General features: G+C 72.2%; 17 protein-coding genes. 14 read left to right on the top strand and 3 right to left on the bottom strand.

All coding sequences use genetic code 11. The features are described 5' to 3' along the window. Positions 1-338 precede the first annotated feature (338 nt). A complete protein-coding gene (locus tag ABZY57_RS20675; protein WP_356513925.1) occupies positions 339-440 on the bottom strand; it encodes a hypothetical protein in 102 nt (33 codons plus the stop codon). A gap of 195 nt (positions 441-635) precedes the next feature. Here ABZY57_RS20675 and ABZY57_RS20670 point away from each other — a divergent pair, with 195 nt between their 5' ends. The 5 genes from ABZY57_RS20670 to ABZY57_RS20650 all read left to right on the top strand — a co-directional run bounded on the left by ABZY57_RS20670 (position 636) and on the right by ABZY57_RS20650 (position 7,742). Next, the gene (locus tag ABZY57_RS20670) at positions 636-1,289 is read left to right on the top strand and encodes a CPBP family intramembrane glutamic endopeptidase (RefSeq protein WP_356513924.1); all 654 of its coding nucleotides are present in this window, start codon (positions 636-638) and stop codon (positions 1,287-1,289) included. A 270-nt stretch (positions 1,290-1,559) separates the two neighbouring features. Continuing rightward, a complete protein-coding gene (locus ABZY57_RS20665) occupies positions 1,560-3,872 on the top strand; it encodes a molybdopterin-dependent oxidoreductase (RefSeq protein WP_356513920.1) in 2,313 nt (770 codons plus the stop codon). Between the two features lie 135 nt (positions 3,873-4,007). Then, complete coding sequence (locus tag ABZY57_RS20660) at positions 4,008-4,559, top strand: EF-hand domain-containing protein (protein ID WP_356513918.1); 552 nt, start codon at positions 4,008-4,010, stop codon at positions 4,557-4,559. Positions 4,560-5,522: 963 nt separating this feature from the next. Then, the gene (locus ABZY57_RS20655) at positions 5,523-6,785 is read left to right on the top strand and encodes a Vps62-related protein (protein ID WP_356513916.1); all 1,263 of its coding nucleotides are present in this window, start codon (positions 5,523-5,525) and stop codon (positions 6,783-6,785) included. Positions 6,786-7,112: 327 nt separating this feature from the next. After that, positions 7,113-7,742 (top strand): hypothetical protein, encoded by a 630-nt coding sequence (locus tag ABZY57_RS20650; protein WP_356513914.1) that lies wholly within the window; start codon positions 7,113-7,115, stop codon positions 7,740-7,742. Positions 7,743-7,970: 228 nt separating this feature from the next. Here the strand turns inward: ABZY57_RS20650 and ABZY57_RS20645 are convergent, their stop codons facing one another. Beyond that, positions 7,971-8,264 (bottom strand): STAS domain-containing protein, encoded by a 294-nt coding sequence (locus ABZY57_RS20645; protein WP_356513912.1) that lies wholly within the window; start codon positions 8,262-8,264, stop codon positions 7,971-7,973. A gap of 944 nt (positions 8,265-9,208) precedes the next feature. On the opposite strand from ABZY57_RS20645, the gene ABZY57_RS20640 reads away from it, so the two are divergent. Beyond that, a complete protein-coding gene (locus ABZY57_RS20640; protein WP_356513910.1) occupies positions 9,209-9,559 on the top strand; it encodes a MerR family transcriptional regulator in 351 nt (116 codons plus the stop codon). A gap of 119 nt (positions 9,560-9,678) precedes the next feature. Beyond that, complete coding sequence (locus ABZY57_RS20635; protein ID WP_356513908.1) at positions 9,679-10,002, top strand: hypothetical protein; 324 nt, start codon at positions 9,679-9,681, stop codon at positions 10,000-10,002. On the opposite strand, the gene ABZY57_RS20630 is transcribed toward ABZY57_RS20635, so the two are convergent. Next, a complete protein-coding gene (locus ABZY57_RS20630) occupies positions 9,992-10,165 on the bottom strand; it encodes a CsbD family protein (RefSeq protein WP_356513906.1) in 174 nt (57 codons plus the stop codon). The two genes, ABZY57_RS20635 and ABZY57_RS20630, sit on opposite strands and share 11 nt — an antisense overlap. Before the next feature lie 669 nt (positions 10,166-10,834). Here ABZY57_RS20630 and ABZY57_RS20625 point away from each other — a divergent pair. The 7 genes from ABZY57_RS20625 (at position 10,835) to ABZY57_RS20595 (ending at position 26,473) form a co-directional block, all read left to right on the top strand. Then, the gene (locus tag ABZY57_RS20625) at positions 10,835-11,335 is read left to right on the top strand and encodes a hypothetical protein (RefSeq protein ID WP_356513904.1); all 501 of its coding nucleotides are present in this window, start codon (positions 10,835-10,837) and stop codon (positions 11,333-11,335) included. A gap of 1,388 nt (positions 11,336-12,723) precedes the next feature. Then, a complete protein-coding gene (locus tag ABZY57_RS20620; protein WP_356513902.1) occupies positions 12,724-13,335 on the top strand; it encodes a hypothetical protein in 612 nt (203 codons plus the stop codon). A gap of 489 nt (positions 13,336-13,824) precedes the next feature. After that, the gene (locus ABZY57_RS20615; protein WP_356513900.1) at positions 13,825-14,679 is read left to right on the top strand and encodes a DUF4132 domain-containing protein; all 855 of its coding nucleotides are present in this window, start codon (positions 13,825-13,827) and stop codon (positions 14,677-14,679) included. After that, positions 14,676-19,658, top strand: coding sequence for a hypothetical protein (locus ABZY57_RS20610; RefSeq protein WP_356513898.1), 4,983 nt, complete (start codon positions 14,676-14,678; stop codon positions 19,656-19,658). The genes ABZY57_RS20615 and ABZY57_RS20610 overlap by 4 nt, the downstream gene beginning before the upstream one ends. Further along, positions 19,655-20,845, top strand: a complete 1,191-nt coding sequence (locus tag ABZY57_RS20605; RefSeq protein ID WP_356513896.1) for an AAA family ATPase — start codon at positions 19,655-19,657, stop codon at positions 20,843-20,845. Before ABZY57_RS20610 ends, ABZY57_RS20605 begins: the two co-directional genes overlap by 4 nt. A gap of 97 nt (positions 20,846-20,942) precedes the next feature. Then, positions 20,943-24,671, top strand: coding sequence for a DUF5682 family protein (locus ABZY57_RS20600; protein WP_356513922.1), 3,729 nt, complete (start codon positions 20,943-20,945; stop codon positions 24,669-24,671). After that, positions 24,668-26,473, top strand: a complete 1,806-nt coding sequence (locus ABZY57_RS20595; protein ID WP_356513895.1) for a hypothetical protein — start codon at positions 24,668-24,670, stop codon at positions 26,471-26,473. Before ABZY57_RS20600 ends, ABZY57_RS20595 begins: the two co-directional genes overlap by 4 nt. The last annotated feature ends 38 nt before the right edge of the window (positions 26,474-26,511 follow it).

The raw sequence follows: 26,511 nt of genomic DNA, 5'->3' as shown, positions 1-26,511 counted from the left end.
TGAAGGCCGGCTACTCGGTCACCGGCTTCACGCTGGAGCAGGACAAGCTGGACCGCCTCGCCGCGGCGGGGGGGGGGGGCCCCCGGGGGGGGGGGCCCGCCCCCCCCCCCCCCCCCCCCCCCACAAACACAAGGGCCGCGCCCCCCCCCCCCCGCGGCCGCCGCCCCCCCCGCCACGTCCGTGTTCGGGGCCTTCGCGAAAGCCGTCGGCGCCGGCCAGGCCGCCGTCACCAAGGGCACTCTCGACGAGGTCGAACAGTTCCTGGGGGTACTTCGACGCCCCCGACCCCACTCCGCTGCGGCTTTCCGATCGCTGACACGGCCGACGCCGGGCGCCGGTCAGTGATCCACGGTGACGACGATCTTGCCCACCTGAGCGTCCGCTCCCGTGGAGCGGTGCGCGGCGACGATCTCGTCCAGACCGAAAGTGCGGTTCACCACAGGCCGGAAGGCGCCGGTGCGCCCGCCGCACAGCCGTCACCCTCGCCTCGCTCCTCCTGTGGGCGTGACATCGGAAGACACCGCCCAGTCGTCGTCTACCTCGCGATCCTCCAGGGGCTCGGCGCGCTCATCGGCGTCGACCGGAGCGGCGGCGACAGCCAGTTCCCGACCACCGACGCGGTCATCCGCAACGGCGTGATCCCGATCGGCCTGTCGGTCCTCTTCGGCGCCGCGGTGGTGACCTGGCTCGGCTGGTGGGGCAGCGTCATGGCCTACCGCGCACCCGTGCGGCGCTGGGTGCGCTTCGTGCCGATCTCCATGCTCGTCGTCGCCGTCCTCGCGGTGAACTACCCCAACCTCGCCGACCAGTCGCTCGCCCTCGTCCTCAGCCTGATCGTGATGACCCTGTTCGTCGGCATCGGCGAAGAGCTGATGTTCCGCGGCATCGGCGTGCAGGTCTTCAAGCGCGCCGGGCTCAGCGAGGGCAAGGTCGCCCTTTACTCCTCCGTGGTCTTCGGCATCGTCCACGTCAGCAACGCCTTCGGCGAAGGCGCCCAGGCGCTGCTCCAGGCCGTGATCGTCTCCACTTCCGGCTACTTCTTCTACCTCTGCCTGCGCGTCGGCGGCACCCTCCTCCTGCCGATGCTCGTCCACGGGATGTGGGACTTCAGCCTCATCTCCAACGCCGTCGGCGCCGACCCGAAGGCATCGCCCGGCATGGTCCTGCCGATCGTGCTCCAAGTCGCTTTGATCGTCCTGCTGGTCGTCAAACGCCGCACGATCGAACCCGCCGACCGCGCCGAAAGCGACCCGCGCCCGCCGGCCGCGCACCGCGGAGCCGGCCGCTGACGGCGCCCACCGCCAACGGGCGGGACGGACCAGCCCGGTCCGTCCCGCCCGCAGGAGATGTGGATGGCCGAGTAGCTGATCAGCGCCCTGGCCGCGGACTGGGACGCCGAGTCCTCCACGTGCGGCCATGGCAGTCGCGCGCACCGACGGGGTTGGGCAGCGGGCCACAGGGGAAGTCTCCGTGCCGCGGCCCGTCGACTGGAGTGGAGCCCCGTGGAGTAGGCAACCGCTGTCCGAGAGCAGGGAAAACTTCGGGGATGGAGTTGTCGCATGGCGGAACGACGCATGTCGGTTGCAACGCACTGGGGCAGTTATGTCGCGGTGGTCGATTCCGGCCGGTTGGTGCGGATCGAGCCGAGGGGCGATGACCCCGCTCCCTCGCCCATCGGCCCCGGAATGGTGACAGCCGCCGACGACAGCGCTCGCGTGTTGCGCCCCGCGGTGCGCAAGGGCTGGTTGAACGGCCTGCCGCGCGCCCACGACACGGCCCGGGGCGCGGACGCCTTCTTGGAAGTGAGTTGGGACGACGCGATCACGCTGGTGAGCGATGAACTGCGTCGAGTGCGTTCACAGCACGGAGACAGCGCGGTGTTCGGCGGATCCTACGGATGGGCGAGCGCGGGCGCGTTCCACAACGCGCAGGGACAACTCCACCGGTTCCTGGCGTTGGGCGGGGGATACACCGACTCTCGCAACACGTACAGCACCGCGGCGTTGGAAGTGATCCTCCCCCATGTGATCGGCGGGCATCCGTGGAGCTACCAGTCCCGGATGCCGATGTGGGACGAGATCGCCGAGCACTGTGAACTCGTGGTGTCGTTTGGAGGGCTGGCCCTCAAGAACAGCCAGATCAACCCTGGCGGGCTGGCCAGGCACCAGACGCAGGACCTGCAACGTCAGTGCCGTGAGGCCGGGGTACGGTTCGTGAACGTCAGTCCCATCCGCAGCGACGTCGCGGGCTTCCTCGAAGCCGAGTGGCTGCCCGTCATCCCCAACACCGACACCGCCGCGATGCTCGGCATCGCACACACGATGCTGGTCAACGGGTGGCACGACGAGGACTTCCTCCGCCGGTGCTGCGTCGGGTTCGACCGCTTCGCCTCCTACTTGGTCGGCGAGCTCGACGGCGTCCCCAAGGACGCTGCCTGGGCGGCGAGCATCACGGGCATCGGTCGCGACGCGATCACCGACCTCGCCCGCCGCCTCACCACGCAACGTTCCCTCATCATGGTCAACTACGCGGTGCAACGGGCGGACCACGGCGAACAACCGATCTGGATGTCCGTCGTGCTGGCCGCCATGGCGGGCTCGATGGGTCGGCCTGGCTGCGGCTGGGGCGCGGGTTACGCGACGATGGACGCGACCGGCGTTGCCCCGGGCCGCCCCTCGGTGGCGACGATTCCCGAGGTGTCCAACCCCGTTCCGGATTTCATCCCGGTCGCGAGGATCGCCGACACCCTGCTGCATCCCGGTAGGACCATCGACTACGACGGCCGGCGCCTCACATTGCCCGAGCTTCGCCTGATCTACTGGTGCGGAGGGAACCCGTTCCACCACCACCAAGATCTTCACCGGCTGACCCGAGCCTGGCAGAGCCCCGACACGGTGGTGGTTCACGAAGCCTGGTGGAACACCACGGCCAAGTTCGCGGACATCGTCCTTCCCGTCGCCACCGGTCTGGAGCGCGACGACTTCGCCGCCGGATTCTCGGACCCGCACCTCGCCGCGATGCCGAAGGTCCGCGAGCCGGCCGGTGAATCGCGCACCGACCACCACATCTTCACCGCCTTGGCCTCCCGGCTCGGGTACGAGCAGGAGTTCACGGAGTCGCGCTCCGAGATCGAATGGGTCCGACACCTTTACGAGCAGACGAGGACCGAACTCGGCGACGATGCCGCCTTGCCGGGCTTCGACGAGTTCTGGCGAAGCTCCACCGCTGAGCTGCCGACGTTGACCGGACCGTTTCCCGGCAGTTTCGAGGCACTCCGCTCAGATCCGCAGCGTTTCCCCCTGCCGACGCCGTCGGGCCGGATCGAAATCTTCTCCGAGGAGATCGACTCGTTCGGCTACGACGACTGCGCCGGGCATCCGACGTGGTTCGAACCAGTGGAGTGGCTTCGTGCCGACCTGGCGGTCCGATTCCCGCTGCACCTGATCTCGAATCAGCCCGCCTCACGCCTGCACAGCCAGTACGACAATGGTGGCCACAGCCTCAGCTCGAAGATCCGTGGTCGTGAGCCCGTGACGATCAATCCGTCGGACGCCGCCTCGCGCGGCATCGAGAGCGGCATGATCGTGCGCGTCCACAACGACCGAGGTAGCTGTCTCGCCGGCGCGGTCCTGTCGGACGACGTCATGCCAGGCGTCGTGCAACTCTCCACGGGAGCGTGGTGGGATCCGGTCCAGCCAGGCCTGAGCGGAACCATGGACCGCCACGGCAATCCGAACGTTCTCACGGCCGATCGGCCGTGCTCGCGCCTGTCCCAAGGGCCGAGTGCTCTCAGTGTGCTGGTCGACGTCGAGTTGTACGGCGATCCCCTTCCTGACGTGCTCGCCTTCACACCGCCAAACCTCGAACATTGACACGGAGGCTTCCTCCCTCCTCGGGCAAGTTTGCGCGTGCGCCCTCGTCAAGCGCGTAGCAGGCCGGCCCGGGACGCCGAGAACTCTCCCTTGCCCGTTTGCGCCTGCGTGATGGTGTGACTACTGTGCGCGTTCGTGACTGCACTTCAAGACCTCAAGTACGGCCAGTGGTTCAGGGGCGCCGACGGCGACGGCGACGGGTTCATCACCCAGCGGGACGTCCGCATGATGAGCGAGCGTTACATCGCCGCCCGCGGCGCCGCGCCGGACTCCGCGCTCGCCCGCCAGCTCGTCGAGGGGATGGACGGGTTCTGGACGAACGTGATCGCCCCCATGGATCAGGACGGCGACGGACAGGTCGATCTGAGGGAGATGACCGAAGGGTTCAGGCGCGTCCTGACCGACCGCGCCCTGTACCCGGAACAGATCGAGCCGGTGACCAACTGCTTCTTCGACCTGGTCGACCTCAACGGAGACGGCAAGATCGACCAGGCGGAGTTCCAGCAGATGTTCGACTCGGTCGCCGGCGTTCCCGGCGAGGACTGCGCCGCGGTCTTCGCCGCTTTGGACCAGGACGGCTCCGGTGCGCTGGACCGCGCCGAATTCCACCAGGCGCTCACGGAGTTCTTCTACGGCAACGACCCGCATGCTCCTGCCAACCACCTGTTCGGCAGGGTCGCCGGCTGACGGCCCCCCGTGCCCGCCCGAGGCCTCACGCCCGCACCCCTGCTGGGTCCGGGCGTGAGGCGCGAAGGCCTCAGGCGCGCGCCGCAGTTGCGCTCGCCGGCGGCATGTACTACCGGGCCTCGCTGAGCCGCCGGGCGGGAGGGCTGCCGGTGACTGTGGCTCCGCGGCCGTGCCGGGGCCGCGACGGGCTCGTCACCGCGCGCCGCCCGGCGGGGTTCAGGCGGTCACGGTGTGTCGAAGCGTGAGGGCGCCTTCGCCGGTGGCGATGCGCCCGTTCTCGTACGTCCAGGTGGGAGCGTAGGCCCTGGCCCCCATCCTGCCCCGTCCCTGCGGGTGACGCCACGTGATCGTCGAGCGTCCACGCGGACGAACGACCGGCCGTCGACCGGACGGGCGAAACGCCCAACTGGCTCCGCTACGGGGGCGCCCCAGCCGCCTTGCGCATGACGGCACTGATCTGCCGAGAGAGCCCTTCGAGGAAATCCTGAAGACCGCCGGCAGCGAGGTCGAACTGATCGAACCGCGAGGCGGTGGTCGGCCTCCAGACCCGCCCAGAACCCGCCAGTGCGAACAGATGACCGCCCCCAGCACTGGCACCTACCAGGGCGGGCTCCTCCCCGTCGATCTGGACGGCTCCGTACTCGGGGACTGTCAACGAGGCACAGAAGGTACTCATGCGACCCGCCGCTCAGCACCCGCATACGCCGGCTCCGGGGCCTGCGGCCAGGGCGGCACAGGTCCGTGCCATGGTCCCAGCCCGCCGAAACCGGTGGAGGCCGACACCGCGGCGCGCAAACCAGCCTGACGATCTTCGGCCAATATCTGGCGTATGCCCGACTTCTCCGGTTCGGCCGTTCACTGATTCTCTAACGTAGCGTGAGTGGGCGGTCGCTGTGAGTGGCAGCCCCTTTCGTGATGCACGCATGCAGATCCCCGGAACGGGGGTCCAGGAAAGGTGTGGCAGTGGCGGAGAAGTCGAAGGCTTTCGGTGAGCTCACTCTCGCGTACACGGACAAGTTGACGTGGTGCTGGGACGACGAGGATTCAGGCGGCAAGCACTGGGTGAGTTTCTGGCAGCCCGTTGCGCCGGAAGGCTTCAAGGTCCTTGGTACGGTCGCCATCCCGGCGTGGGGCTCGGCGAACCTCAACCCGGGCACCGGCGCCAAGAAGATCCCGGACCACGTGGTCGCCATGGTCGTGAAGGAAACCCCGGGAGTCCCGTCGGCCACGGGCAAGCCGCCCCTGGCTGCGCCCACCGACTACGAGAAGGTCTGGAAGGACTCCGGCACCGGATCCAAGTACAGGGGCATGGTGTGGCGTCCCGTCCCGCCGCAGGGCTACGTGGCTATGGGCTGCGTCACCCCCAAGGACTCGTACGAGAAGCCTCCGCTGGACGCGGTGGTCTGCGTCCGCGAGGACCTCACGTTCGGATCCAACGCCCAGTGGCTGTACAGCGACAACGGGACCGGCGGCCAGGAATACCTGTCCGTCTGGAAGAACGTGGTCCCCCCGTCCTTCGTCGACAACACCGACGGCCGGACCCGAGCGCTGATCGCCCCGAACTCCTTCACCGCGCACGGCTCGTACGAGCAGCCTCAGTGGCTGCCGGAGATGCGGGTGCTGTGCCTTCCGATGCCCGTCGAGAAGCCCGCCCGGAGCCCCTTCCCGGAGCTGACCGACCACAGCCAGCCGGCGAGCATGACGCCGGAGGTCCCGGCCAACGCGGTCTGGGTGCCGTTCACCGCCATCACCGACCCCGCCAAGTCCACGCCGTGGAAGCTGGAGAACTCCCCCTTCTACAAGCTGGAACGCAAGGCGGCATGGGCGCTGGTCCGCCACCTGAACAACAACACCCAGATCGTGCAGAAGGTCACCGAGGCGGTGACGATCGGCGTCGAGAAGGAACAGGTCTCGTCGTTCACGGCAGCGGTGGGTGTCGCATTCACGTCGACGGTGGGAGTGAGCAGCGGATTCGCCAGCGCGGAGGTGTCCACCACCTACAGCCTGGAGCTCGGCTTCGGGTCATCGACCGGGCTGAAGGAGATCGAGTCCCGGCAGGTCACCAAGGAACTGGTGGCGCCGCCGGGTACGGCCGCCGCCGTGTGGGTGGGCAGCAGCACCATCCAGGTCGTCCGCGCCGACAACACCCGTGTCGGCCCGCCGGTCACCTTCAAGGGCGAGACCGACCACTACGACCAGTACCCCGACAAGGCGCCGGCCTCATGAGGCTCTGACGCCCCCCGCACCGCTGCGTCCCCGCCCGGATCACCGCCGGCCCGGGGGCGCAGTCGTCCCACGCGTGCCGTGGATCCTCCGCCGAAGCCCCGGATGCGGCCGACCGCGCTCTCGCCGAGCGCGCCGAGCGAGAGGAGTACCCCGAAGCCGGGCTGGTTGTGGAGCGCCTCCCGGCCGGCTGCGGGTCGTCCTCCCACGTGGTGGCGGCGGTGTCAGGGTTTTCGTGGCAGAGTGTTTTTGATCAAGAACAGAGGGGTGCGGGGGTAGGAAGTGAAGTACCGGGGACGGCTGTTGGTATGCGTGGTGACCGTAAGTCTCTTGACGGCCTGCGGCAGCGGCGAACCGGGTACCGGGACGGATGGCCCGCGCGGGTGGGGTGGCGGGGAGCCCGAGGCAGGTTCGCAGCCCGGTCCCTACCGGGTGGTCCTGCCGCCTGCCCTGCTCGAGGGAAAGTACAAGGAAACCGAGCACGGCGACCCTGATCAAGGCCTCGCCGGTGGCCTTTCCGACTGGATCGACAACCCGGTCCCCGTCTTCGCGTCCTACGAAGGGCCTTCCGGTCCCGACAAGACAAAGGCCACGGACCAGGTGACCGTCACCGGTGTCCAAGGGTTCGTTCTCAGCCCGGTGCAGGCGCGCACTCACATGCTGGACTTGCTGGACCGCCGATGGGAGTTCCCGCAGAAAACGGTCGTAGGTCCTCGAGCGATCACCCCCTCCGGCAGTGAACCCCTGTCGTGCCGCGTGACGGAAAGGCGACACGAGGCCGGTCAGGCGTTCATCAGTCTCGAATCCGAATGCACGTGGGCAGATGAGTCAGCGGTCATCGCCGTCGCCGGAAGCGTCGACTTCGACACTCCGCCGGCCGCCATCGACCTCGACGCGTTCGCCACGACCGTGGCCCGCATCCGCAACGAGGTAAGCAAGCGGATCGCCGTCAAACCCTGACCCCGCCATTGCGGGAGGCGCCCGTCGGTCGTTCCGCGGAGCCCTCCACGCCGCGACGACCGGCTGTTCCTCCACCCAGGAGCAGCCGTGGCCCACGATGAAAGGACATCCGTCGGTCGGGACCCCCTTGGCGGGGGCCGGCCGGTGGTGCTGTCACCGGTCGGTGGTCGCGGAACCCCCGTGCCGATGCATCCGGCCGGGGCCTGTCCGAGGGACCCCGGCCGAGGGCTATTCGGGCTGTCCGGGGCGGGTGATGGGGAAGAGCTGGTGGGTGCCGGTGAGTTCTAGGAGCTTGGTGACTTGCCGGTTGGGGGCGTGGAGGCTGATGCGGCGGCCGTGTTCTTCGGCGGTGAGGCGGGCCTGGAGGAGGGCGTTGAGACCGGAGGAGTCGCAGAACGTGAGCTCGGTGAGGTCGAGGACGACGTCGGTGGGGCAGTCCGGATGGGTGATCAGGGTGTGCAGAGCTTCTTGGAGCAGCGGGGCCCGGTCGATGTCCATCTCACCGCCGACATGCACGATCACCTGCTACTCCTCCTTCTCCACCTCTGCGGGTGGAATGCGGTCCTGCGCGGCTTCCATTGGCTCAGCGTAGAAGGCTGACGGGACGCTGGCCAGGTTCAGAGTACCGCTGAGTTCGATTTCCTCCTCGCGGGGCAACCGGAACCCTCATCGACACGGTCGCGGAAATCTATCCTGGCTGGAGTAGACATTGGGCTGTGGTCTGGCTATGGTTTCTCTCGTAGCCCAGAGGGACCGAAGGGCCTGGCAGGGACGAACTGCCGGGCAGTAGTACACGTAGTTCAGGTAGTCGCAGTTCAGCTGGGCGGTGCGGTCGTGGAGTGTCGAAGCCAGAGTGGTTGCAGGACGGCGACGGGACTGACGGCCGGACCGGGTGGCCCGCAGTGATCAGGGGCCGCCGCTAGCAGTTCCGCAGCAAGCAGTGAAGTTCAGTGGGAGTGGTACCTCGGTGAAGGCGTCGGCTGCGGGCGCGCGCACCGGGAGGTTCGGCAGTGGGGTTCCAAGCCAGAGCAGACGCACGATGGGCAACGGGGCTGGCTGCCGGAGAGCGGCGCTAGGACAGGCCGCTGAGCGGTTCGTATCACCAGCAGGACCCGTGTCACCAGCAGTACCCGCAGGTGCAGTACCGCAGTAAGAGCAGTAAGAGCAGTTCCGCAGTGAGAGCAGTACCCCGTAGTGAAGTGATCCCAGAGGGATGAACGGAGGAGCGAGCGCCATCAGGATCGCCCGGATGGACAGTTGAGTCCGGGTACCGCAGGACATCGATAGTGAGGTGGTCTCCGGTCAAGCAACCGCGATCCCCGCAGTTCCGGCAGCGTTTCGGTCGGGCATGCGGACACAGAGGGCCGGCGCACGATCAGGGCCGGCAGATGGTGTAGTAGTTCCTTCGGGGCCCTGGTGCCAATTGGCGCCAGGGCCCCTCCACGCGTTTTCGCAGAGAGGTGCAAATGACAGCAGAGAATCCGACCGGCCCGCTCGGCGGCCATCTGGACGACGACGACTTCCCCGCCTACACCATGGGGCGGGCCGCTGAGATGCTTGGCACGACCCAGGGTTTCCTCCGCGCCATCGGCGAGGCCCGTCTGATCACCCCGCTGCGTTCCGCCGGCGGTCATCGCCGCTACTCGCGTTACCAGCTGCGTGTCGCGGCCCGTGCGCGGGAGCTCGTGGACCAGGGCACTCCGATCGAGGCCGCGTGCCGGATCGTGATCCTGGAGGACCAGCTCGAAGAGGCCCAGCGCATCAACGCCGAATACCGCCGAGCCGCCGAGTCGGCGAGTTCCCCAGCCTCGGACTGACACGGACGCGCCCGCCGTCTACGGCAGGCCCGGGACTCGGCGCGTGTCCGGCAGGCGGCTGTGGCAGATTCCGCTTCGTAGGTGCCACTGCCAAAGAATTCGAACAGGGCGGCCCCGCCATGGGGGAGGGGTCTGTGACTTCCGGGATCAGCGACCATGGCCAGCAGGCACTTGGTGACGTGGTCTTCGTTGAGGTGGCAGAGGTCGGGAAGGTCCTCGCGGCCGGTGGCGCGGCTGGAGTCGTGGAGTCCGGGTCGATGGAACTCCTCCGTTCGACGCATGTCCCTGGTGCGCAGCGAGACCCCGTCGAGGGGGGATCCGACGGGGTCTCACTCAGACAGCAGCTCTTAGGACCTGCCGCACCGGCCGACTGTGCGCCGGTACGGGTTAGGCCGGGGACGCGTAACTGTCCCGCCCAACGGTGTGGAGAGGTCAGCGCTTGAACATGTCCTTGATCTTTTCCTTGGCATCGCGGGCATCGCCCTTGGCCTGCTCCGCGCGGCCCTCCGCCGTCAGGCGCTCGTTGCCCGTCAGGCGCCCAGCGGCCTCCTTGAGCTTGCCCTTTGCCTGCTCGCCCTTCGCCTCGGCCTTCTGCTCACCAGACACAACTGATCACTCCTCTGCGGTGGAAAAGCCTTACGGAACCCCGTATGACCGCTGCGAGTCCTCTGAAACAGGCAGGAGGGCGGAAGGATTCCTCCCCGATGGCTGAGCCAAGCCGGCAGCTACAGGCGGAGCAAGACGACCAGGCAGCGCCCCGCGACCTACATGCTCCGCGTCCGGAACACACAACCGCTCGGGTTCAGCAGGCACGGGACGCAATCGGGGAAGCGGGCTCGGACGATCCTGCCGCCTCCAGGCATGGGGTGACGACGGTGTCGCGGGCCAGCTCGTTGACCACGTGCCAGACGGAACCGCCGGCCGTCGGGCAGGTCGGGGACACGTCTGGACGGCGTGGGAGGCTGGGGTCCACGACGGTCACTTGCGAAGTTGCTTAGAGGTCCTAACGGAAGCCCGTCAGTATCCTGCCGTCGTTGACGGGCCGACGGGCGGGATCGTCGCCGACGAGGTGCTCATGGGCCGGCATCGCCCGGAGCTGCCGTTCGGCGTCGTGCCGAGCTCCGCCGCCCGACTTTGGTCCGACTGGCTGGATGTGCCGGTGGTTCGTGCCGGGGTGCTCCGTGCGGCGGCGGAGGCGAGGCTATGAAGGAATCGAACTGAATCGGATGGAAGTTCGCCATCCGGTTATTCCCGAACAGCAACCTCAGGAGTCGCATGATGCGCCCCATCAGAGCAGCCTGCCTCGGCACGGCCACGCTGGTCGCCCTCCTCGCCTGCACCCCCGTCGCGGCCGCCGCGACGGACACCGGTTCCGCCCAGGCCGGGGACAAGGCCCGGATCATCACAGTCCTGGCCGAGGTGCAGCAGCTGACCCGCTTCCCCGTCACCCCCGGCAGCGTCTCGCAGGGCGATGAGGTCGTCGTCCGCTCGGACCTCTTCGACGAGGCGCACAACAAGGTCGGCGAGACCCACGGCACCTGCACCACCACCCGGGGCGGCGCCGATGAAGCGGAGCAGTGCATCGTGACCTACGTCCTCCCGGGCGGCCAGCTCACCACGCAGGGGGTGTACTTCAACTACCTCGACCAGGGTCCCTTCGACAGCGCGATCACCGGCGGCACCGGGGAGTACAAGAAGGCTCGCGGCTTCGTCCACTCCGACACGATCGCCACGGACCCCAAGGTCGTGAGGCGCTTCACGATCCACCTCGTCTGACGGACCCCGACGTCCACCGGACCCCGGAACCCGGCCTTCTCCCCTCGCGTTGCACCATGGGAAGCGGTCGTACGAATGGAAATGTGGGTCAAGGGGACGTCCAGGGCAGCTCCACGCAGGTGGGTATCGGAGAGGACGCTGACCTGGCTGATGCGCTCGCGGCGCCTTGCCAGGACTACTGACCCGGCCCGAAAGCAGCGAAGCCGCCGTCCTGTGGTCGATGATCATGCTCATGGGACGGCGCCTCGCCCACCACCGGAACCGAAACGTCACCCGGCAGCCCGCCTCGGCGTGAACACCCCGGGACGTGCCTCGGCCAGCCAGCCCCGCTCCACCAGCCGCTGGTAGTCCGGCGCGAGCCCACCTCCATCAGCAGGCCCACCCGCCAGTGCGGCACCACCGCCCCGTGTCATAACCAACAGCCGTGACGGCCCGACTCCTGCTCGATTCGCCGGAGTTCACCACGAACCCGCACAACGAGCGCGGTACCGTCGCCCGCTACAGCCGCCCCCTGGGCGACATCCTGGCGGACGGGCGCCCGGTCTCACCGGGTCCGCGCGCGCGAGCGGCGATCTCGCGTTCAAGCGCGCCTACACGAACGGCAAGGGTCGACACGATACGCACGGTTCGCGACGCGCATGCCGACTGGCGCCAACTCCGGAGCCCAGGCCCGCAGGCCGCCGCCGAGCTCGCCGGCCCCCTGGTCGACATGCCCGGCGAGGGACGACCAGGAAGGGCCTGCGGGTCCACCACCTGCGGCCCGATCGCGGTCGGCTCCTGCCCCTGCTCCGCCACCACCGGTGCCGCACCCTTCGGCGTTCTCCGGGTTCTGCAACCTTGCGGCCCAGGCTAGAACCTTAGACCGATCCCCACGCCCGGCGCAGCATCGTCCCCACCGGAGGCCACCAGAGCCGCCGCACCACGAAGGGACCCACCAGAGCGACGGAAACTTCGTCCTCTACACCAGCGGCGGCTACGCCCTGTGGGCCAGCCACACGATGGGCCTGCCCGGCGAAACCGTCGACATCAACCCCCGCGGCGTCGTCTACGCCGGCCACACCCCCTTCACCGGCTCCTGCTGAACCACCCCCGCAGACCACGAAGTCCCCCCCGACGGCAGGGGGCTTCGTCGTCTGTGGGGTCAAGCGGTTGTGAGGGTGGGTCGGTTCCGCTGACCTCCCACATGACGGGAGGTCCGGGGGGAGTGATGACGGACGAGGTCGGTGTCATCATCACCGGTGACGTCAGCGTGAACCAGACCCCTCCTGGACGCGTGACGGGTTCGCGGATTCGGGCCCGGCACCCGCCCTGGCTGCGGCATCGTCGTAGGCCGGTGCCGCCGGCCGGGTGGTACCGGGCATCGTGGGACGGCCAGCTGGAGGAGTGCCATGGGTGAGGGCAGGCGCGAGACATGGGCCACGGAAGAATTCGGCCCTTCCCATGCGGGAGCGGTCGGGGTGCTCCTGGCCGACGGCACGGTCCCGGACCCCGTCTACTTCGACAGCGCCTCCGGCTCGGGAGGCGAAGCCGTATCGCAGTGGAGCGTCTACGACGGCCACTGGCCCCACACGCCACGCGCGGCTGCGCTGCGCGCGGTGTGTTCCTGTGGCTGGGCGGGTCCCGAGCATCGTCTGGACTGGGAGGCGATGGGCGAGCAGGATCTGGACGACGGCGGGGAGGACGAGGCGGATGCCTGCCTCCAAGACTGGGACGGTCACACGGAGCAGGTAGAGGCAACCACCGTTCCCCTGCCGGAGACGGTGACCACGCTGCTGGAGCGACTGGAAGAGGAGATTGACAAGCTGACGAAGACCTCCCCGATCGCGGGGGTGCGGGCGGCCCGTCGGCTGGAGGTCACTGCGGAGCGTGTGGGCTACTGGGCGGCCCGCGGCACCACCAGCGACCTCGACACCGCACAGGCCGCTGCCCACCTCGGCCTCGATGAAGACGCCGCGCGCAAGTTGATGGCCCGCTTCGGCCGTTGGAGCCCGTACGGCTGACCTGCTCCGACGGGTGGGCGGGCGGTACGCCCGGGCCGACGTGAGAAACAGGACCCGGGCGAGCGCCACCGGCCACCCTGTCAGGCAGGTCCGTCCAGAGGTTCGAAGTGGGGTTGTACGACTCCACCGTTCCACCGTGCTGCTGTAGTTGGCACTGTTGAGGCCGCCGACGGGGTACAGGCAGGTTCCCGACTGCCCCGGCGGAGTGGACATGCCGCCGCGGCGGCGCCCAGGGAGTCCCTGAGTAGGGGCATGGCCGGCCACCGTGACAGAGCCGGAAGAGCTTCCGTGAGCGGGTAAAGCAGCTCGGGGGTCCCGACACACCCGCCCCCCCCACACGCGTGATTCGCCCTCCCGGTGGTGCTGCCGGAAGCATTGTCCGAGCCTGCCCCTAGAGTCGCCCCCATGTGATCGCGGCGGCGCTGCGACCGAGGGTGTGCCATGCCGTGCCATGCCCCGGACCAGGCCGTCTGACCAAGGAGACAGCACATGGGGTGGGTTCCGGCCGGCGACTACGAAGTCGCCCTCGACGACGGGAAGGTGGTCTGCCGCAACGCGGCGGGTCGCCGGCTGAAGACGGTCCCGGGGAAACTCGCGGACGACCCGGCCGTGGTCGGACTGCGCCAGCTGGTGGAGTGGCTGGACCGGCATGAACGGCAGTGCGTCGCCGACGTCGAGCGCTGGATGGTGCGCTCGCTGCCCGTCCCCGTCGCGGCCATCGCCCAGGTGTGGCAGGACACGGCCTGGCGCTCCGCGCTGCGCGACCTCGTCGTCACGGGTGAGGACGGCGAGGTCGCGGGATTCCTGCGCGGCGCCGACCCCGTCCGGGGCCTGGGCCTGGTCGACCTCGACGGCGACACCGTGCGCATCAGCCCCGAACTGGTCCGCATCCCGCACCCGGTGCTGCTGGCGGACCTGGAAGAACTCCGCGAGTTCGCGGTCGAACTCACCGTGGACCAGAGGGTGCAGCAGCTCTTCCGCGAGGTCTGGCACCGCCCGGAGGACCTGGACCCGGAGACCGCCGCGGTCGACGACTACGCGGGCGGCCCCTTCAAGGAACTGCGGTTCCTGCACGGGCGCACCACCCAGCTCGGCTACCGGGCCCGCGGCGGCCAGGCGGTCTGCCCGGTCGTCGAGGACGGCGCGACCGTCGAGGCGCGCATCTGGATCGGTGACTACGACAGCTACGAGCGGACCGAGACCGGCTCGCTGACCTGGACCGACGCCGGGGGCCGGGCCCTGACCGCAGGGCAGGTCGGCCCGGTCGCCTGGTCGGAAGGCATGCGCATGGCGGCGGCCCTGTACGCGGGACGCGACATCGAGGACGAGGAGCAGGCGGCATGAACACCGACGACACCACCCGGGCCGCGGCGCTGCTGGACGCCGGGGCGATCCTGCGCGTCGGCGCCGTCGCCCGCGACGACGCCGACACCCTCACCGCCCGGACCTACACCCACCCGGCCCTGGACGACCGGCGCGTGGTGCGCCTGGTGGCGGGCACCCTGGGCGAGGCCGAGGACCTGGCCCTGGACTTCCTCGGACTCGCCCGCGAGCCCGACGCCCCCGAGGTGGGGCAGGTGCGCCGCGAGACGCTGGGCTTCCCCGCCTGGGCCCTGGTCAACGATCCGGCCAACGGCCACCACGCCCTGGCCCTGGTCAAGGACATGGAACGGCTGGCCCGCCAGGCCAAGTCCCGGGCCGGCGCCGCCAAGGACGGCTTCGAGGCACTCGCCACCCGGCTCGGCCGCGCCGTACCGCACTTCCTGCCGACGTTCTACGAGCAGGCCGCGCGCATCTTCCTCCAGCACGACAACAGCACCTACGCCGCGACGCTCTTCGGCAAGGCGCGCGCCGCCGAGCGCGTCCACGGCCTGCCGGTCGACGAGGAGCGCCAGCGGGCGGTCTTCCTGGAGTTCGCCTTCGCCGGAGCCCTGACCGTCAAGGCGCTCAAGGACCATGCGCAGGACCTGGCGCGCCGCCTCGACCCGGCCGAGGCCTGGGCGCAGTTCCGGCAGCTCGCCGTCGAACGCTGCGGTGCGGGCATGGCGCCGTACGCCGCGCTGCCGCAGGACGCCCGCGCGCTCATCCAGGCCGCGGGCCTGGACCGGGAGACCGCCGAGAGCGACTTCGTCGGGGACCTGATCGCCTCGCCGAGCATCGTGCGGGCCCCAGCGTCCTTCTGGACCGCCTACCGCCCGACCCTGGTGGCGCTCGCCGCCGCACGACCGGAGATCCGCATCCGGCTGCTGGAGATCATGCCGACCGGCCTCGGCGACGACCGGAAGGCCGACGAGGCCTGGCTGTCGCTGCTCGCCGATACCGGCGCGGACGCCCTGCTCACCGACATGCGGAGCACGGACGGCGTCGACCCGTCGGACTGGCTCAGCCGCTGGGCCCTGCACCGCAAGCACGGCTCGTCCAGCTCGCAGCGCTGCGCGCGCACCCTCGCCCTCGTCGAGCGCATGGCCGCCCGGCTGCGCTCCGACGGCCGCCCCGCCGACCTCTTCCAGGGACGCTGGCACGCGGGCGCCGACCTGGACCTGCTCGACGCCTGCGTCGCCTGGGACATCCCCGTCACCGAACCGGTCGCGGGCGCCGACGTGCACCTCCCGCTGGAACGCTGGATCGGTGACGACACCCCGGGCCGCCGCGACCTGACGGCCGTCGCCGGCCGTCCCCGCTTCCGCGGACTGCTGTACGAGGCGCTGAACGGCCTGAACGGCCATCGCACGGGGAACTCCGTACTCGCCGCGATCGCCGCCCACCCGGTGCTCGGAGCCGTGCTCCGCGACTGGCTGCGCGACCGCGCGGCGGAACTCACCGGGGCGGCGGGACTGCCCGGTTCGCGGGCGGCGCTCGGGCGCCTGTCGTCCTTCCGCGCGGTCGCCGGCCAGGTCAACCCGGAGGCCGTCGCCGAGATAGCCGCGTACGACCTGGCGCCGGTCCTCGGCGCCACCCTGCGCGCCGGCGTCCTGGACGAACTGGGCTGGCCCGCCCTGGAGGAGACCTACCGGCGCCTCGATGACGACCGCACCGACAAGAACCACTGGATGGTGGTCACCGAGGCCTGGCCCGCCCTGGTGCTCGCCAACCGCCACACGGCCGTCGTGGTCGGCCCCGAAGGGGTGCTCCTCGAACACGAGCTGCGCCTGCCCGCCGACCTGGACCACTGGCAGCGCCCCCGCTTCCGGTACACCGACGGCGAACTGCTGGTCATCTGGGCGCAGGACGGCAAGCAGCGCGCGTACTGGTCGGCCCGCCCCGCCGCACCCTTCACCCTCGGTGGCGAGCAGCTGCCGCAGTGGTGGAACGGGCAGGATGTCGACTCCCCGTCGCTGCCGTTGCCCGGCGGCGGCCGCGCCACCGGCGGCCGCGCCCTGCACGCGGGCGACACCACCCTGCCGTCCACCCGTCCCGTGCTGGGCGACGGCACCGGGCACTGGCGCCAGGGCAAGCAGGGCCGCGACCACTGCTGGGTCGAGTACGACCCGGCGGGCGGCACCCATGGGCGCGCTTCGCTGCCCGCCTTCCTGCAGTCGGGAATCCGCGACGGCGCCCGCCTCGTGACCGAGGATTGCGAGGTCCTGCCGCTGCTCCCGGGCCTGGAGACCACGCCGCTGGGTACCGACGGCACCGTCCTGGGCCGCTGGGTGCGCACCGAGGGACAGGACCCCGACCGCCGCGTCACCTCCGGGACCCCCGACGGGCGGACCGTCACCCTGGCCGTCGCGCCGGGACGGCGGAACCACCCCGTCCCGCTGGGAGCCCTGAGGCTGCCGGGCGGAGCCGCGCCCCTCGCCGCGCTCGTCGGCGGCACCGTCGAGCTGTATCCGGAAGGGGCCGTCACCACCGACGCGCTGGGATCGGTCCCCCTCGGCGACCGGGGCGGCGAGTACGCCGCCGGCACCCGGTACGTCCCGCCGCCCGCGTTCTGGCACGCCCTGCGCCCGCGCGACGAGCAGGGCTCGGCCGCTCTGCGCACGGTCACCGACGCACAGATCGCGACGCTCCTCGACGCCGTCGCCACCGCACTGGCCGAACGGAAGGCCGCGGTCGCCGCCGACAAGGCGTACGACGGCCCCACCGCGGACCAGCTCGTCGAGGCCGCCGTCGCCGCGGCGCTGCCCGCGCTGACCGACGCCCACCTGCTCACCGGCGTGAGCGCTCTGGTGCGGACGGCCGCCCACCACCGCGCCGCCACCGCCGCGTACGCCACACCCCCGCAGGACGAGCCGCACGGCGGGAAGCGGCACGGCGACGGCATGTACGCCGACCACCGGCCCGTCCACGGGGACGACGCCACCCTGACCGCCGCCGTGGACGGGATCGCCGCACCCGGCGGATACCGCTACTGGTGGCGCGACGAGAAGTGGAGCGGCCTCCAGCAGATCCTCTCCGTCAACCAGGTCCTGTCCGGCAAGCCCGCCGACGGCAAGCCGCTGCCCGACCCCACGGCGTTGCCGGCCCTCGGAGGCGGCTGGACGAGCGATGCCCGCACCGTCCCGGGCATGGACCTGGCCTGGCTGCCGTTCCTGGGCGCCCTGGGTCCCCTCGCCTACCGTGCCGCCGCCCCGACCACCACCGACGAACACCGTGAGGCGCTGCTGCTGCTCCTGGAAGCGGTCGCCACCGGCCCGCTCGCCCACCCCGCGGGCGCCCTGCGGCAGGTCCTGCTGTGCGAGGAGGACGGCGAGGACCAGGCCGACAAGAAGCAGCGCCTCGGCCAGGTGCTGCGCCGCGGCGGCCGCACGGTGGTGATCCTCAGCCGGGAGCACACCCACCGCAACGACCGCGTCCACTGGCTCGCCCTCGACCACGACCCGGAAGGGGCGTTCGGCCAGATCGCCGACTTCACCCACCACGAGGACCAGCGGCACACCCCCGACCTCCCGCACGAGCGCCTGCTTGCGCTGATCCGCCTCGTCCGCGAGCGCGGCGCCGCGCCGTGGCGGCCCGAGGTGCCCGTCACCCTCGACGCCGCCACCGGCATCGGGCCCGCACAGGCGACCCTGCTGGTCGCGGCGGGCACCGGTGAACCGCCCGCGGCCGCACTGGCCCTGCTGGGTCTCAAGGCCCGGCAGGCCGAACGGGCCCACGACCGGCTGAGCGCGCTCGGCGTCACCAACCGGCTGGCACTGCTGGACGCGCTGCTGCCCGCCGACCCCGCAGACCTGTGGGAGACCGGCCCCGACATCGCGGCGGCCGCCAAGACCTGGGCGGAGCGCCTGGGCTCGCTGGTCCGGCTCCCGGAGGACCTGGGAGACGTCCTGCCCGGCGTGTCCATCGCGTCGGCGGAAGCCGTCCTCAACCCCGATCGCACCGCGTGGCTCAGCCGCACCACCGTCATGCGGCTCGACAAGGACGGCGACCTCGTCGCGGAGGACCCGGCCGCCGTCCCCGGCCGCGGCCACCTCACCAGCGCGGTGGCCGCGCTCAGCGGGCTCGCCTACGGACTGCCGTACGGCCATCCGCTGCGCGCCCACCTGCCGGCCGGACTCGCCGCCCTGCGCCGGCGCCTGGCCGACCCCGGCCTCATCCTCGACCTGGACGTGGAGTGGACGGAGAAGGGCACCGCGACCGCGGTCCCGCTGCGCACCGCCTACGGCATGCCCGCGACCGGAGGGGCGGGAGCAGACGGCCTCACCCGCATCGGGGACGCCCTCGTGCTGCGCCCCTGGTACGGCGACACCGAGATGACGCTGGTGCGTACGGCCGGGCTCACCGGCGCGGACGATCCCGTCTTCGGGCTGCTCGAAGGGCTGGCCGGTACGGGCCGCGCCCACGGCCTGGCGGCGGTGCGGACCCTGCTCGGCGACGACCTCGAACAGGCCGTCCTGGCCGGTTCGGTTCCCGGCGGCTTCACCGGCTACGCCCAGGACCCCGCCCGCTCGGTCCCGGAGCTGGTCGCCGAGGTCGCCGCGACCCACGGACTGGGCGACGACGCGGCCGTGCTCTACCTGCAACTGCTCGCACTGCCCGACCCGACCGACCGCGACCGCACCCGGTGGACCGGGTGGACGCCGGGCCGGTCGAAGAAGGCCAGGACCGAACTGGCCGCCACCGGCCTGGTCCTGGAGGCCAAGCGGTCCCGCGCGGGCCGGACCCTGTTCCTGCCCTGCGGCTGGCACGAATTCAAGGCCCCCGCCCTGCCGGTGGAGACCTGGAAGGAACCGCTCTACCCGCTCCGCGACCGCACCCGGGCCGTGCCGCACCTGCCGGTGCCCGCCCTGTTCGACCGCGCATGGGCCCGCGTCAAGGCCGGCGACGCCCCCGCCTTCGAAGAACTCACCACTCGTGCCACCCGGAAGGGCCGCCGCCGATGACCACCGACACCACCGTTTCCGCACCCCCGTCCGAAACCCCGGCCGCCCGGCAGGTCACCCCGCCCGAGGACCGCCACGCCATCGAACTGGCCTTCCTCGCCGCCTACGACAACGGCCCTCGGCCGCCCGCCTGGCTGCTGACCCCGCGCGCCGTCGTCACCTTCGTGATGGGCAGCGCGGGCGAGGCCCTGCGCCTGCCCGACGGCGCCGCGGCGCCCGACGGCGTCCCCCGCAAGCTGGTGGTCGAGCAGAAGTTCGTCGGCGACCGCGCCCTGGTGGAACGCTGCGTCGTCACCCTCGCCGGAGAACGCGGGCTGCTGCTCGTCGGCGAGCCCGGCACCGCCAAGTCGATGCTCTCCGAGCTGCTGTCCGCCGCCGTGTGCGGCACCAGTGGCCTGGTGGTGCAGGGCACCGCGGGCACTACCGAGGACCAGCTCAAGTACGGCTGGAACTACGCGCTGCTCCTGGCCCAGGGCCCCACCCGGCAGGCCCTGGTGCCCTCCCCGGTCCTCACCGCCATGACCCGTGGTGCGGTGGCCCGCGTCGAGGAGATCACCCGCTGCCTGCCCGAGGTCCAGGACGCCTTGGTCTCACTCCTGTCCGAACGGCGCATTGCCGTCCCGGAACTGGCCGGCAGCCCCGACGCCCTCGCCCACGCCGCCCCCGGCTTCACCCTCATCGCGACCGCCAACCTCCGCGACAAGGGGGTCTCCGAGATGTCCGCGGCCCTCAAACGCCGCTTCAACTTCGAGACCGTCGGCCCCATCGGCGACCTGGACGCCGAGACCGCCCTGGTACGCCGCCAGGCCCACGCGGCCGTCACCCGGGCCGGCGCCCCCTTCCAGGTCGACGAGGCGGTCCTCGAAGCACTCGTGACGGCCTTCCGCGACCTGCGGGACGGGCGGTCGGCCGAAGGATGGGAAGTCGAGCGCCCGTCCACGGTGATGAGCACCGCGGAGGCGGTGTCCGTGGCCGGTTCGCTGGCCCTGGCCGCCGCGTACTTCCCCGGCGACCGGGACGTGCTGTCCCTGCTCCCCGGCCACCTGCTGGGCGTGGTCCGCAAGGACGACCCGGCCGACGCCGCCCGGCTGCTGGGCTACTGGGACGGCGCGGTGCGCCGCCGCGCCGAGCAGGGTTCGGCGACCTGGCGCACCCTGTGGGATCTGCGCCCGGCCCTGGAGGGCTGACGCCATGACCGTTCCGTCCCCGGCCGCCTCCACGGCTGCGGCAGCCCCCACGGCTGCGGCTGCCTCCACCGCCCCGTCCGATTCCACCGCCCCGGCCATGACCGCGGACAGGGCGGTGGAGGCCCTGACCGACCCCACCGCCCCGTACCTCATCGGCGTGCGCCACCACGCGCCGTCGCTCGCCGCGGTCATGCCCGAACTCCTGGACGCGGCGAAGCCCGAGGTGCTGCTCGTCGAGCTGCCCGCGGACCTGCAGGAGTGGCTGCCCTGGCTCGCCCACGCCGACACCAGGGCTCCCGTCGCCCTGGCCGCCGTCCCCGCCACCTCCGGCGGGGACGGCGGCGGGGACGGGCGCGGGCCCGCCTTCTACCCGTTCGCCGACTTCTCGCCCGAGCTCGTCGCCCTGCGCTGGGCCGCCCGCCACGGCATCCCCGTGATCGCCTGCGACCTGCCGCTGTCCGACCCGGACCGGTACGAACCGCGGCACCAGGCCGGGGCGGGCCACGACGGCCCCGGGCTGCGCGAGGCGCTCACCGCCCGCCTCACCGGCCGTCCGGGTGAGGACCTGTGGGACCGCCTCGTGGAGACCACTGCCCCCGGCTCCCCGCCCGAGGCGCTGCGCCGCGCCGCCCTTCTCACCGGCTGGGCGCTGCGGCACGACGCCGAACGGGTGGGCGCGGTGGCCGAGTCGGACCTGGCCCGCGAGCGCTGGATGCGCGCCCGGATCGACGAGGCCACGGCCGACGGGCGCCGGGCCGCCGTGGTCGTGGGAGCCTTCCACACCCCGGCACTGCTGGGCCCCGGAACCGGCCCGGTGCCGCCCGCGGACGCCCTCCCCACCGGTCCGGCCTGGACCGTCTCCCTCATTCCGTACACCTATCCGCTCCTGGACGAGCGGTCCGGCTACCCGGCCGGCATCCGTGACCCCGAATGGCAGCACCTCGTCCTGGAGGCGGCGGGCCGTCCGGCCGCCATCGACGAGGCACTGCTCACCACGGCCGTGCGGATCTGCGGCGAACTCCGCGCGCAGGACCACCCCTCGGGGCCCGCGGACGCCCGCGAGATCGTCCGGTTGGCGGGCGACCTCGCCCGGCTGCGCGGCCTGCCCGCGCCCGGCCGCGGCGAACTCATCGAGGCGGTGCAGACCGTACTGGCCCAGGGCGAACCGCTCGGCCGCGGGCGCGCCGTCGCCCGGTCGCTGGAACGGGTCCTGGTCGGCACCCGCTCCGGCCGGCCCGCGCCCGCCGCCCCGCGCAGCGGTCTGGCACCGGCCGTGGAGGACGAGGTCGCGGCCCTGGGCCTGCCCGGCCCCGCCGACACCGGCCCCGCCGCCCGCGACCTGCGGCTCGACCCCTTGCGCTCGGACCTCGACCGCCGCCGCGAACTCCTGCTGCGCCGGCTGGCGCTCTGCGGGATCCCCTACGCCACGTCGACGCCCGTGACGGGCGCGGGCGCCGGCGAGGCCGTGACCACCCGGTGGGAGGTGCGCTGGACCCCGGCCACCGCCGCCATGCTCACCGCCGCCGGAATCCGCGGCGTCACCCCGGCCCAGGCCGCCGAGGGCCTGCTGCGCGAAAGGCGCCGCGCCGAACAGGAGGACGGCGGGCCCACCGCCGCCCAGAGCATCGAAGGCCTCGCCCACGCCGCCGCCTGCGGACTGCCCGCGCTGGCCGACGAACGGCTCACGGAACTGGGCGAGGGCGTCCCCGCCGCCGGCACGCTGCCCCAACTGCTGGCCGCCCTCGGCCTGCTGGACCGCATCCGGGCCGGCCACGTCGCCGGACTCGGCCCGGACCCGGAACGCGCCGCGCGGTCGGCGGCGGTCGGCGAACTGCTCACCTCGGCCGCCGTACGCCAGGTCGACGGCCTCACCGGCTCCGACGACCCCGACGACGCCCGAGCACTGCTCGAACTTGCCCACCGCGCGGACGTCTTCGGCGGGATCCGGCTCACCGACGCCCTCACCAGGCTGGCCGCCGACGGCTCGCCGCTGATGTCCGCCGCGGCCGGAGCCGTACGCGTGCTGCTCGGCCACGAGGACGCCCACGCCTTCGGGACCCGCACCGCGTCCTGGGTGGACGCGGCCACCGACCCCGCCACCCGCACCGCGCTGACCGCCCGCCTCACCGGCCTGCTCACCGCGGCCGGCCCGCTCCTGGAGACCATGGCGCCCGTCCTCGACCCGGTGCTGGACCGGGTCACAGACCTCGACGACACCGCTTTCCTGGACCGCCTGCCCGCGCTGCGCGGCGGCTTCGACACCCTCAGCCCCGCCTCCCGCGACCGGCTGCTCACGGCTGTGGAGGACCGGATCGGCCACGTGGCCGGCCTGGTCGCCGACACGGCCGGCATCGATCCGGCCGCGCTGGCGCTGTGGACCCGCGCCGACCTCGCCGCCCGCGCGACGCTGGACCGTCTGGGCCTGCTGCCCCCCGCCCTCACGGCGACTCCCGACGCCCGCGGACCGTCCGCGACGCCGCCGCACGACCGCGATGACCGCCCCGGCAAACCGTCACCCGCCGTCCCGGCGGAGCCCAAGACACCTGATCCGACCGGTACGCCACCGCGCGCCCCCGGCACGTCACCGGCCCCGGACGCCGCCGCGCCCGGTGACACTGCCGACGCCACGGCCGCGCCCCGGGCCGGCCTGCCGTCGGCAGCTTGCCCCGCGCCCGCCGCATCCGGAGCAGCGGCCGGGCAGGCCGCACCCGCGCCGGACCACGTCCTGGCCCCCGCAGACCGCTGGCGGCTGGTACTCGGACGCGGCACCGGCCAACTGCCCCGATCGACAGCACCGCTGGCCACCGCGCTGGACGAGCTGTACGGCACCGGGCGCGGCGAGGGCTCCCGCGGCGATCTCGGCGGAGGCAACCGCGGCGGTCGCGAGGCGCCCTACCCCGGAGTCCGCGAATGGTCCGAGGAACTGTCCGCCCTGTTCGGCCCCGGCATCCGCGAGGAGGTCCTCGCCGCGGCCGCCGCGTCCGGCCGCCGCGACGTCCTGGGCGAACTCGACCCCGACAGCGTCCGCCCCTCCGTCGACCTGCTGCGTACGGTCCTGCAGCACGCGGGCGGCCTCCCCGAGGCCCGGCTCGGCGCACTCCGCCCCCTGGTCCGCCGACTCGTGGACGAACTCACCCGACAGCTGGCCACCCGGCTGCGCCCCGCCCTGACCGGCATGACGCTGCCCCGCCCGAGCCGACGCCCCGGCGGCCAACTCGACCTGGCCCGCACCCTGCGCGCCAACCTCGCCACCGCGCGCCGGGCCCCCGACGGCAGCGTCCAGGTCATTCCCGAGCACCCGGTGTTCCGCTCCCGCGCCCGGCGCGCCGCCGACTGGCGGCTGGTCCTGGTCACCGACGTCTCCGGCTCCATGGAGGCCTCCACCATCTGGTCGGCCCTCACCGCCGCCGTCCTGGCCGGGGTGCCGACGGTCTCCACCCACTTCCTCGCCTTCTCCACCGAGGTCATCGACCTCACCGACCACGTGCACGACCCGCTGTCCCTGCTGCTGGAGGTACGGGTCGGCGGCGGCACCCACATCGCCGCCGGGCTGCGCCACGCCCGCACCCTGGTGACCGTGCCGTCCCGCACGCTGATCGTCGTGATCAGCGACTTCGAGGAAGGCCATCCGGTCGGCGGGCTCCTCTCCGAGGTACGCACCCTCGTCGGAGCCGGGTGCCATGTACTCGGCTGCGCGAGCCTGGACGACGCCGGCCGCCCCCGGTACTCGACCGGCGTCGCCGGGCAGCTCGTCGCCGCCGGGATGCCGGTGGCAGCCCTCAGCCCGCTCGAACTCGCCCGCTGGGTAGGGGAGAAGATCGCATGAGCCAGCACAGCCAGCACAGCCACCACCTGCCCGCTGTCGCGCCCGCCGTGACCGCCGAGATCGTCGGCGCGCTCTCACCCAGACTGCGCAAGCGGCTCGACGCCGCCATCACCAAGATCGCCGAGCGGCCCGTCACCCGCGACGGCGACACCGTACGGATCGCGGTCGACGACGAGACCGGCCTGGAACTCCACGCCCCCACCGGGGTGGTGACCACGGCGGACGCGATCCGCTGCGGCTGCCTGCTCGCCCCGGAATGCCTGCACCGGGCGGCGATCGCGTCGGCCGCACCAGTGGCCGACCCGCTGTCTGACCAGTCCGCCGACGCGGCCACGGGGCAACCGTCCTCCGACACGGACGCAGGCCAACCGTCCCCCGACACGGACGCCGGACCCCCTCAGCCACCGGAGACCGACGAGAGCAGGGCCACCCCCGAGCAGCGTGCCGCGGCCGGCCACCTGTGGGCCGCCGGCGCCGCCGTGCTCGACACGGGCATCGAAGGCGCCGGAGCCGTCCTGCAGTCCGAACTGCTGCGGGCGGCCCACACCGCCAAGCTCGGCGGCCTGCCCCGCCCGGCAGCCGCTGCCGTCTCCGTCGTCACCGCGCTGCGCTCCGCCCGCTCCGCCGACCCCGCCCACCGCCTCGCCGACCTCACGGCAGCCGTACGCGAACTGCTCGGCACCGCCCACCGGCTGCCCGATGCCACCGGCCCCGAACTGGCCGCCCTGCGCGGCACCGCCCGGCAGACCTACGTACCGGACGGATCCCTGCGCCTGTACGGCCTGTTCACCGAACCCCTGATCACCGCCGGCGGCTACGCGGGCGCCATCACCTGGACCGCCGCCGCCGACGGCCGCCTCTACGCCGTCTCGGACATCGCCCCGGGCGGCCCCGGCCGAGCCGCGGCGGCAGCCGGGCGCACCGTACGCATGGGCGACACCGCGCTCACCCACCGTGAGTTGTCCCACGCCGGACTCGCCCTGTCGGGGGCGACCGTCTCGCCCACCGGCCGCCTCGGCGCGGGCGCCGGGGTCAAGGCGGTCCGGGCGGCGGGCGCGGCCTGGACGGACGAACCCCTCGCAGCCCTGTGGGCACCGCCCGCCGCCGAACAGGTCGCGCGCGCCCTGTACTCCCAGGTCCCGGGCGCCGACCTGCTCTTCCTCGACGTGACGATCCTGGGCCCCGCCCGCGAGACCGGCGGCGACTGCCTCCTCGCCACGTGCGGCGACCTGACGCTCCGCCTCACCGCGGCCCACGACGATCCTGCGCTGGCGTACCGCGACAACCTCCGGATGCTGGCCGCTTTGCCCGGCACGCGCCTGCGCGTCGTCGGCCGCCTCCTCGCGGACTCCCGGCCCAGCCTCCGCCTCCTGGCGGCCGCCCATCCGGCGGATCCCGCACGGCGCGTCGACCTGGGCCTGGACCGGCTGCAACGTGCCGACCTCCCCTCCGCCCCGGCGCCGCCCACCCCGCAGGTCCCCACCGGCCGGGAGGCGGACCCGGCCCCCCTCCACCTCCTGCGCCGCCGCCTCGAACAGGCCGTCGCCGCCGGACGCCCATTCCTGGCCATCCCCGGATCGCTGCCGGCCGACGCAGGGCAGCTGCGCCGCTCGGCCCTCCCCACCGCCGCCGATCTCCTGGCCGAACTGCAACGCACCGCCACCCGGCGCGGCCGCGACCACTTCGGCCGCCTCCTCCCCGCTGACCCGACCGACTTCGCCCGCGCCTGGCTGGGCGCCGCCCTGTACACCGAGGCGGCCGAGACCTCGCTGTGTGCGGCGGCATGGCAACCGGAACGGTGAGCTCGGTCAGGTCAGCGGCAGCGGGGCTGTGCATCCGC

The organism is Streptomyces sp. NPDC006450, from assembly GCF_040612195.1.
Lineage (GTDB): Bacteria > Actinomycetota > Actinomycetes > Streptomycetales > Streptomycetaceae > Streptomyces.
This window is presented reverse-complemented; position numbering and strand designations above follow the sequence as displayed.

Coding starts and splice junctions, on each gene's coding strand:
- ABZY57_RS20665 (WP_356513920.1), top strand. CDS start 1,560: ATGGCGGAACGACGCATGTCGGTTGCAACGCACTGGGGCAGTTATGTC.
- ABZY57_RS20640 (WP_356513910.1), top strand. CDS start 9,209: ATGACAGCAGAGAATCCGACCGGCCCGCTCGGCGGCCATCTGGACGAC.
- ABZY57_RS20635 (WP_356513908.1), top strand. CDS start 9,679: ATGGGGGAGGGGTCTGTGACTTCCGGGATCAGCGACCATGGCCAGCAG.
- ABZY57_RS20625 (WP_356513904.1), top strand. CDS start 10,835: ATGATGCGCCCCATCAGAGCAGCCTGCCTCGGCACGGCCACGCTGGTC.
- ABZY57_RS20620 (WP_356513902.1), top strand. CDS start 12,724: ATGGGTGAGGGCAGGCGCGAGACATGGGCCACGGAAGAATTCGGCCCT.
- ABZY57_RS20615 (WP_356513900.1), top strand. CDS start 13,825: ATGGGGTGGGTTCCGGCCGGCGACTACGAAGTCGCCCTCGACGACGGG.
- ABZY57_RS20610 (WP_356513898.1), top strand. CDS start 14,676: ATGAACACCGACGACACCACCCGGGCCGCGGCGCTGCTGGACGCCGGG.
- ABZY57_RS20605 (WP_356513896.1), top strand. CDS start 19,655: ATGACCACCGACACCACCGTTTCCGCACCCCCGTCCGAAACCCCGGCC.
- ABZY57_RS20600 (WP_356513922.1), top strand. CDS start 20,943: ATGACCGCGGACAGGGCGGTGGAGGCCCTGACCGACCCCACCGCCCCG.
- ABZY57_RS20595 (WP_356513895.1), top strand. CDS start 24,668: ATGAGCCAGCACAGCCAGCACAGCCACCACCTGCCCGCTGTCGCGCCC.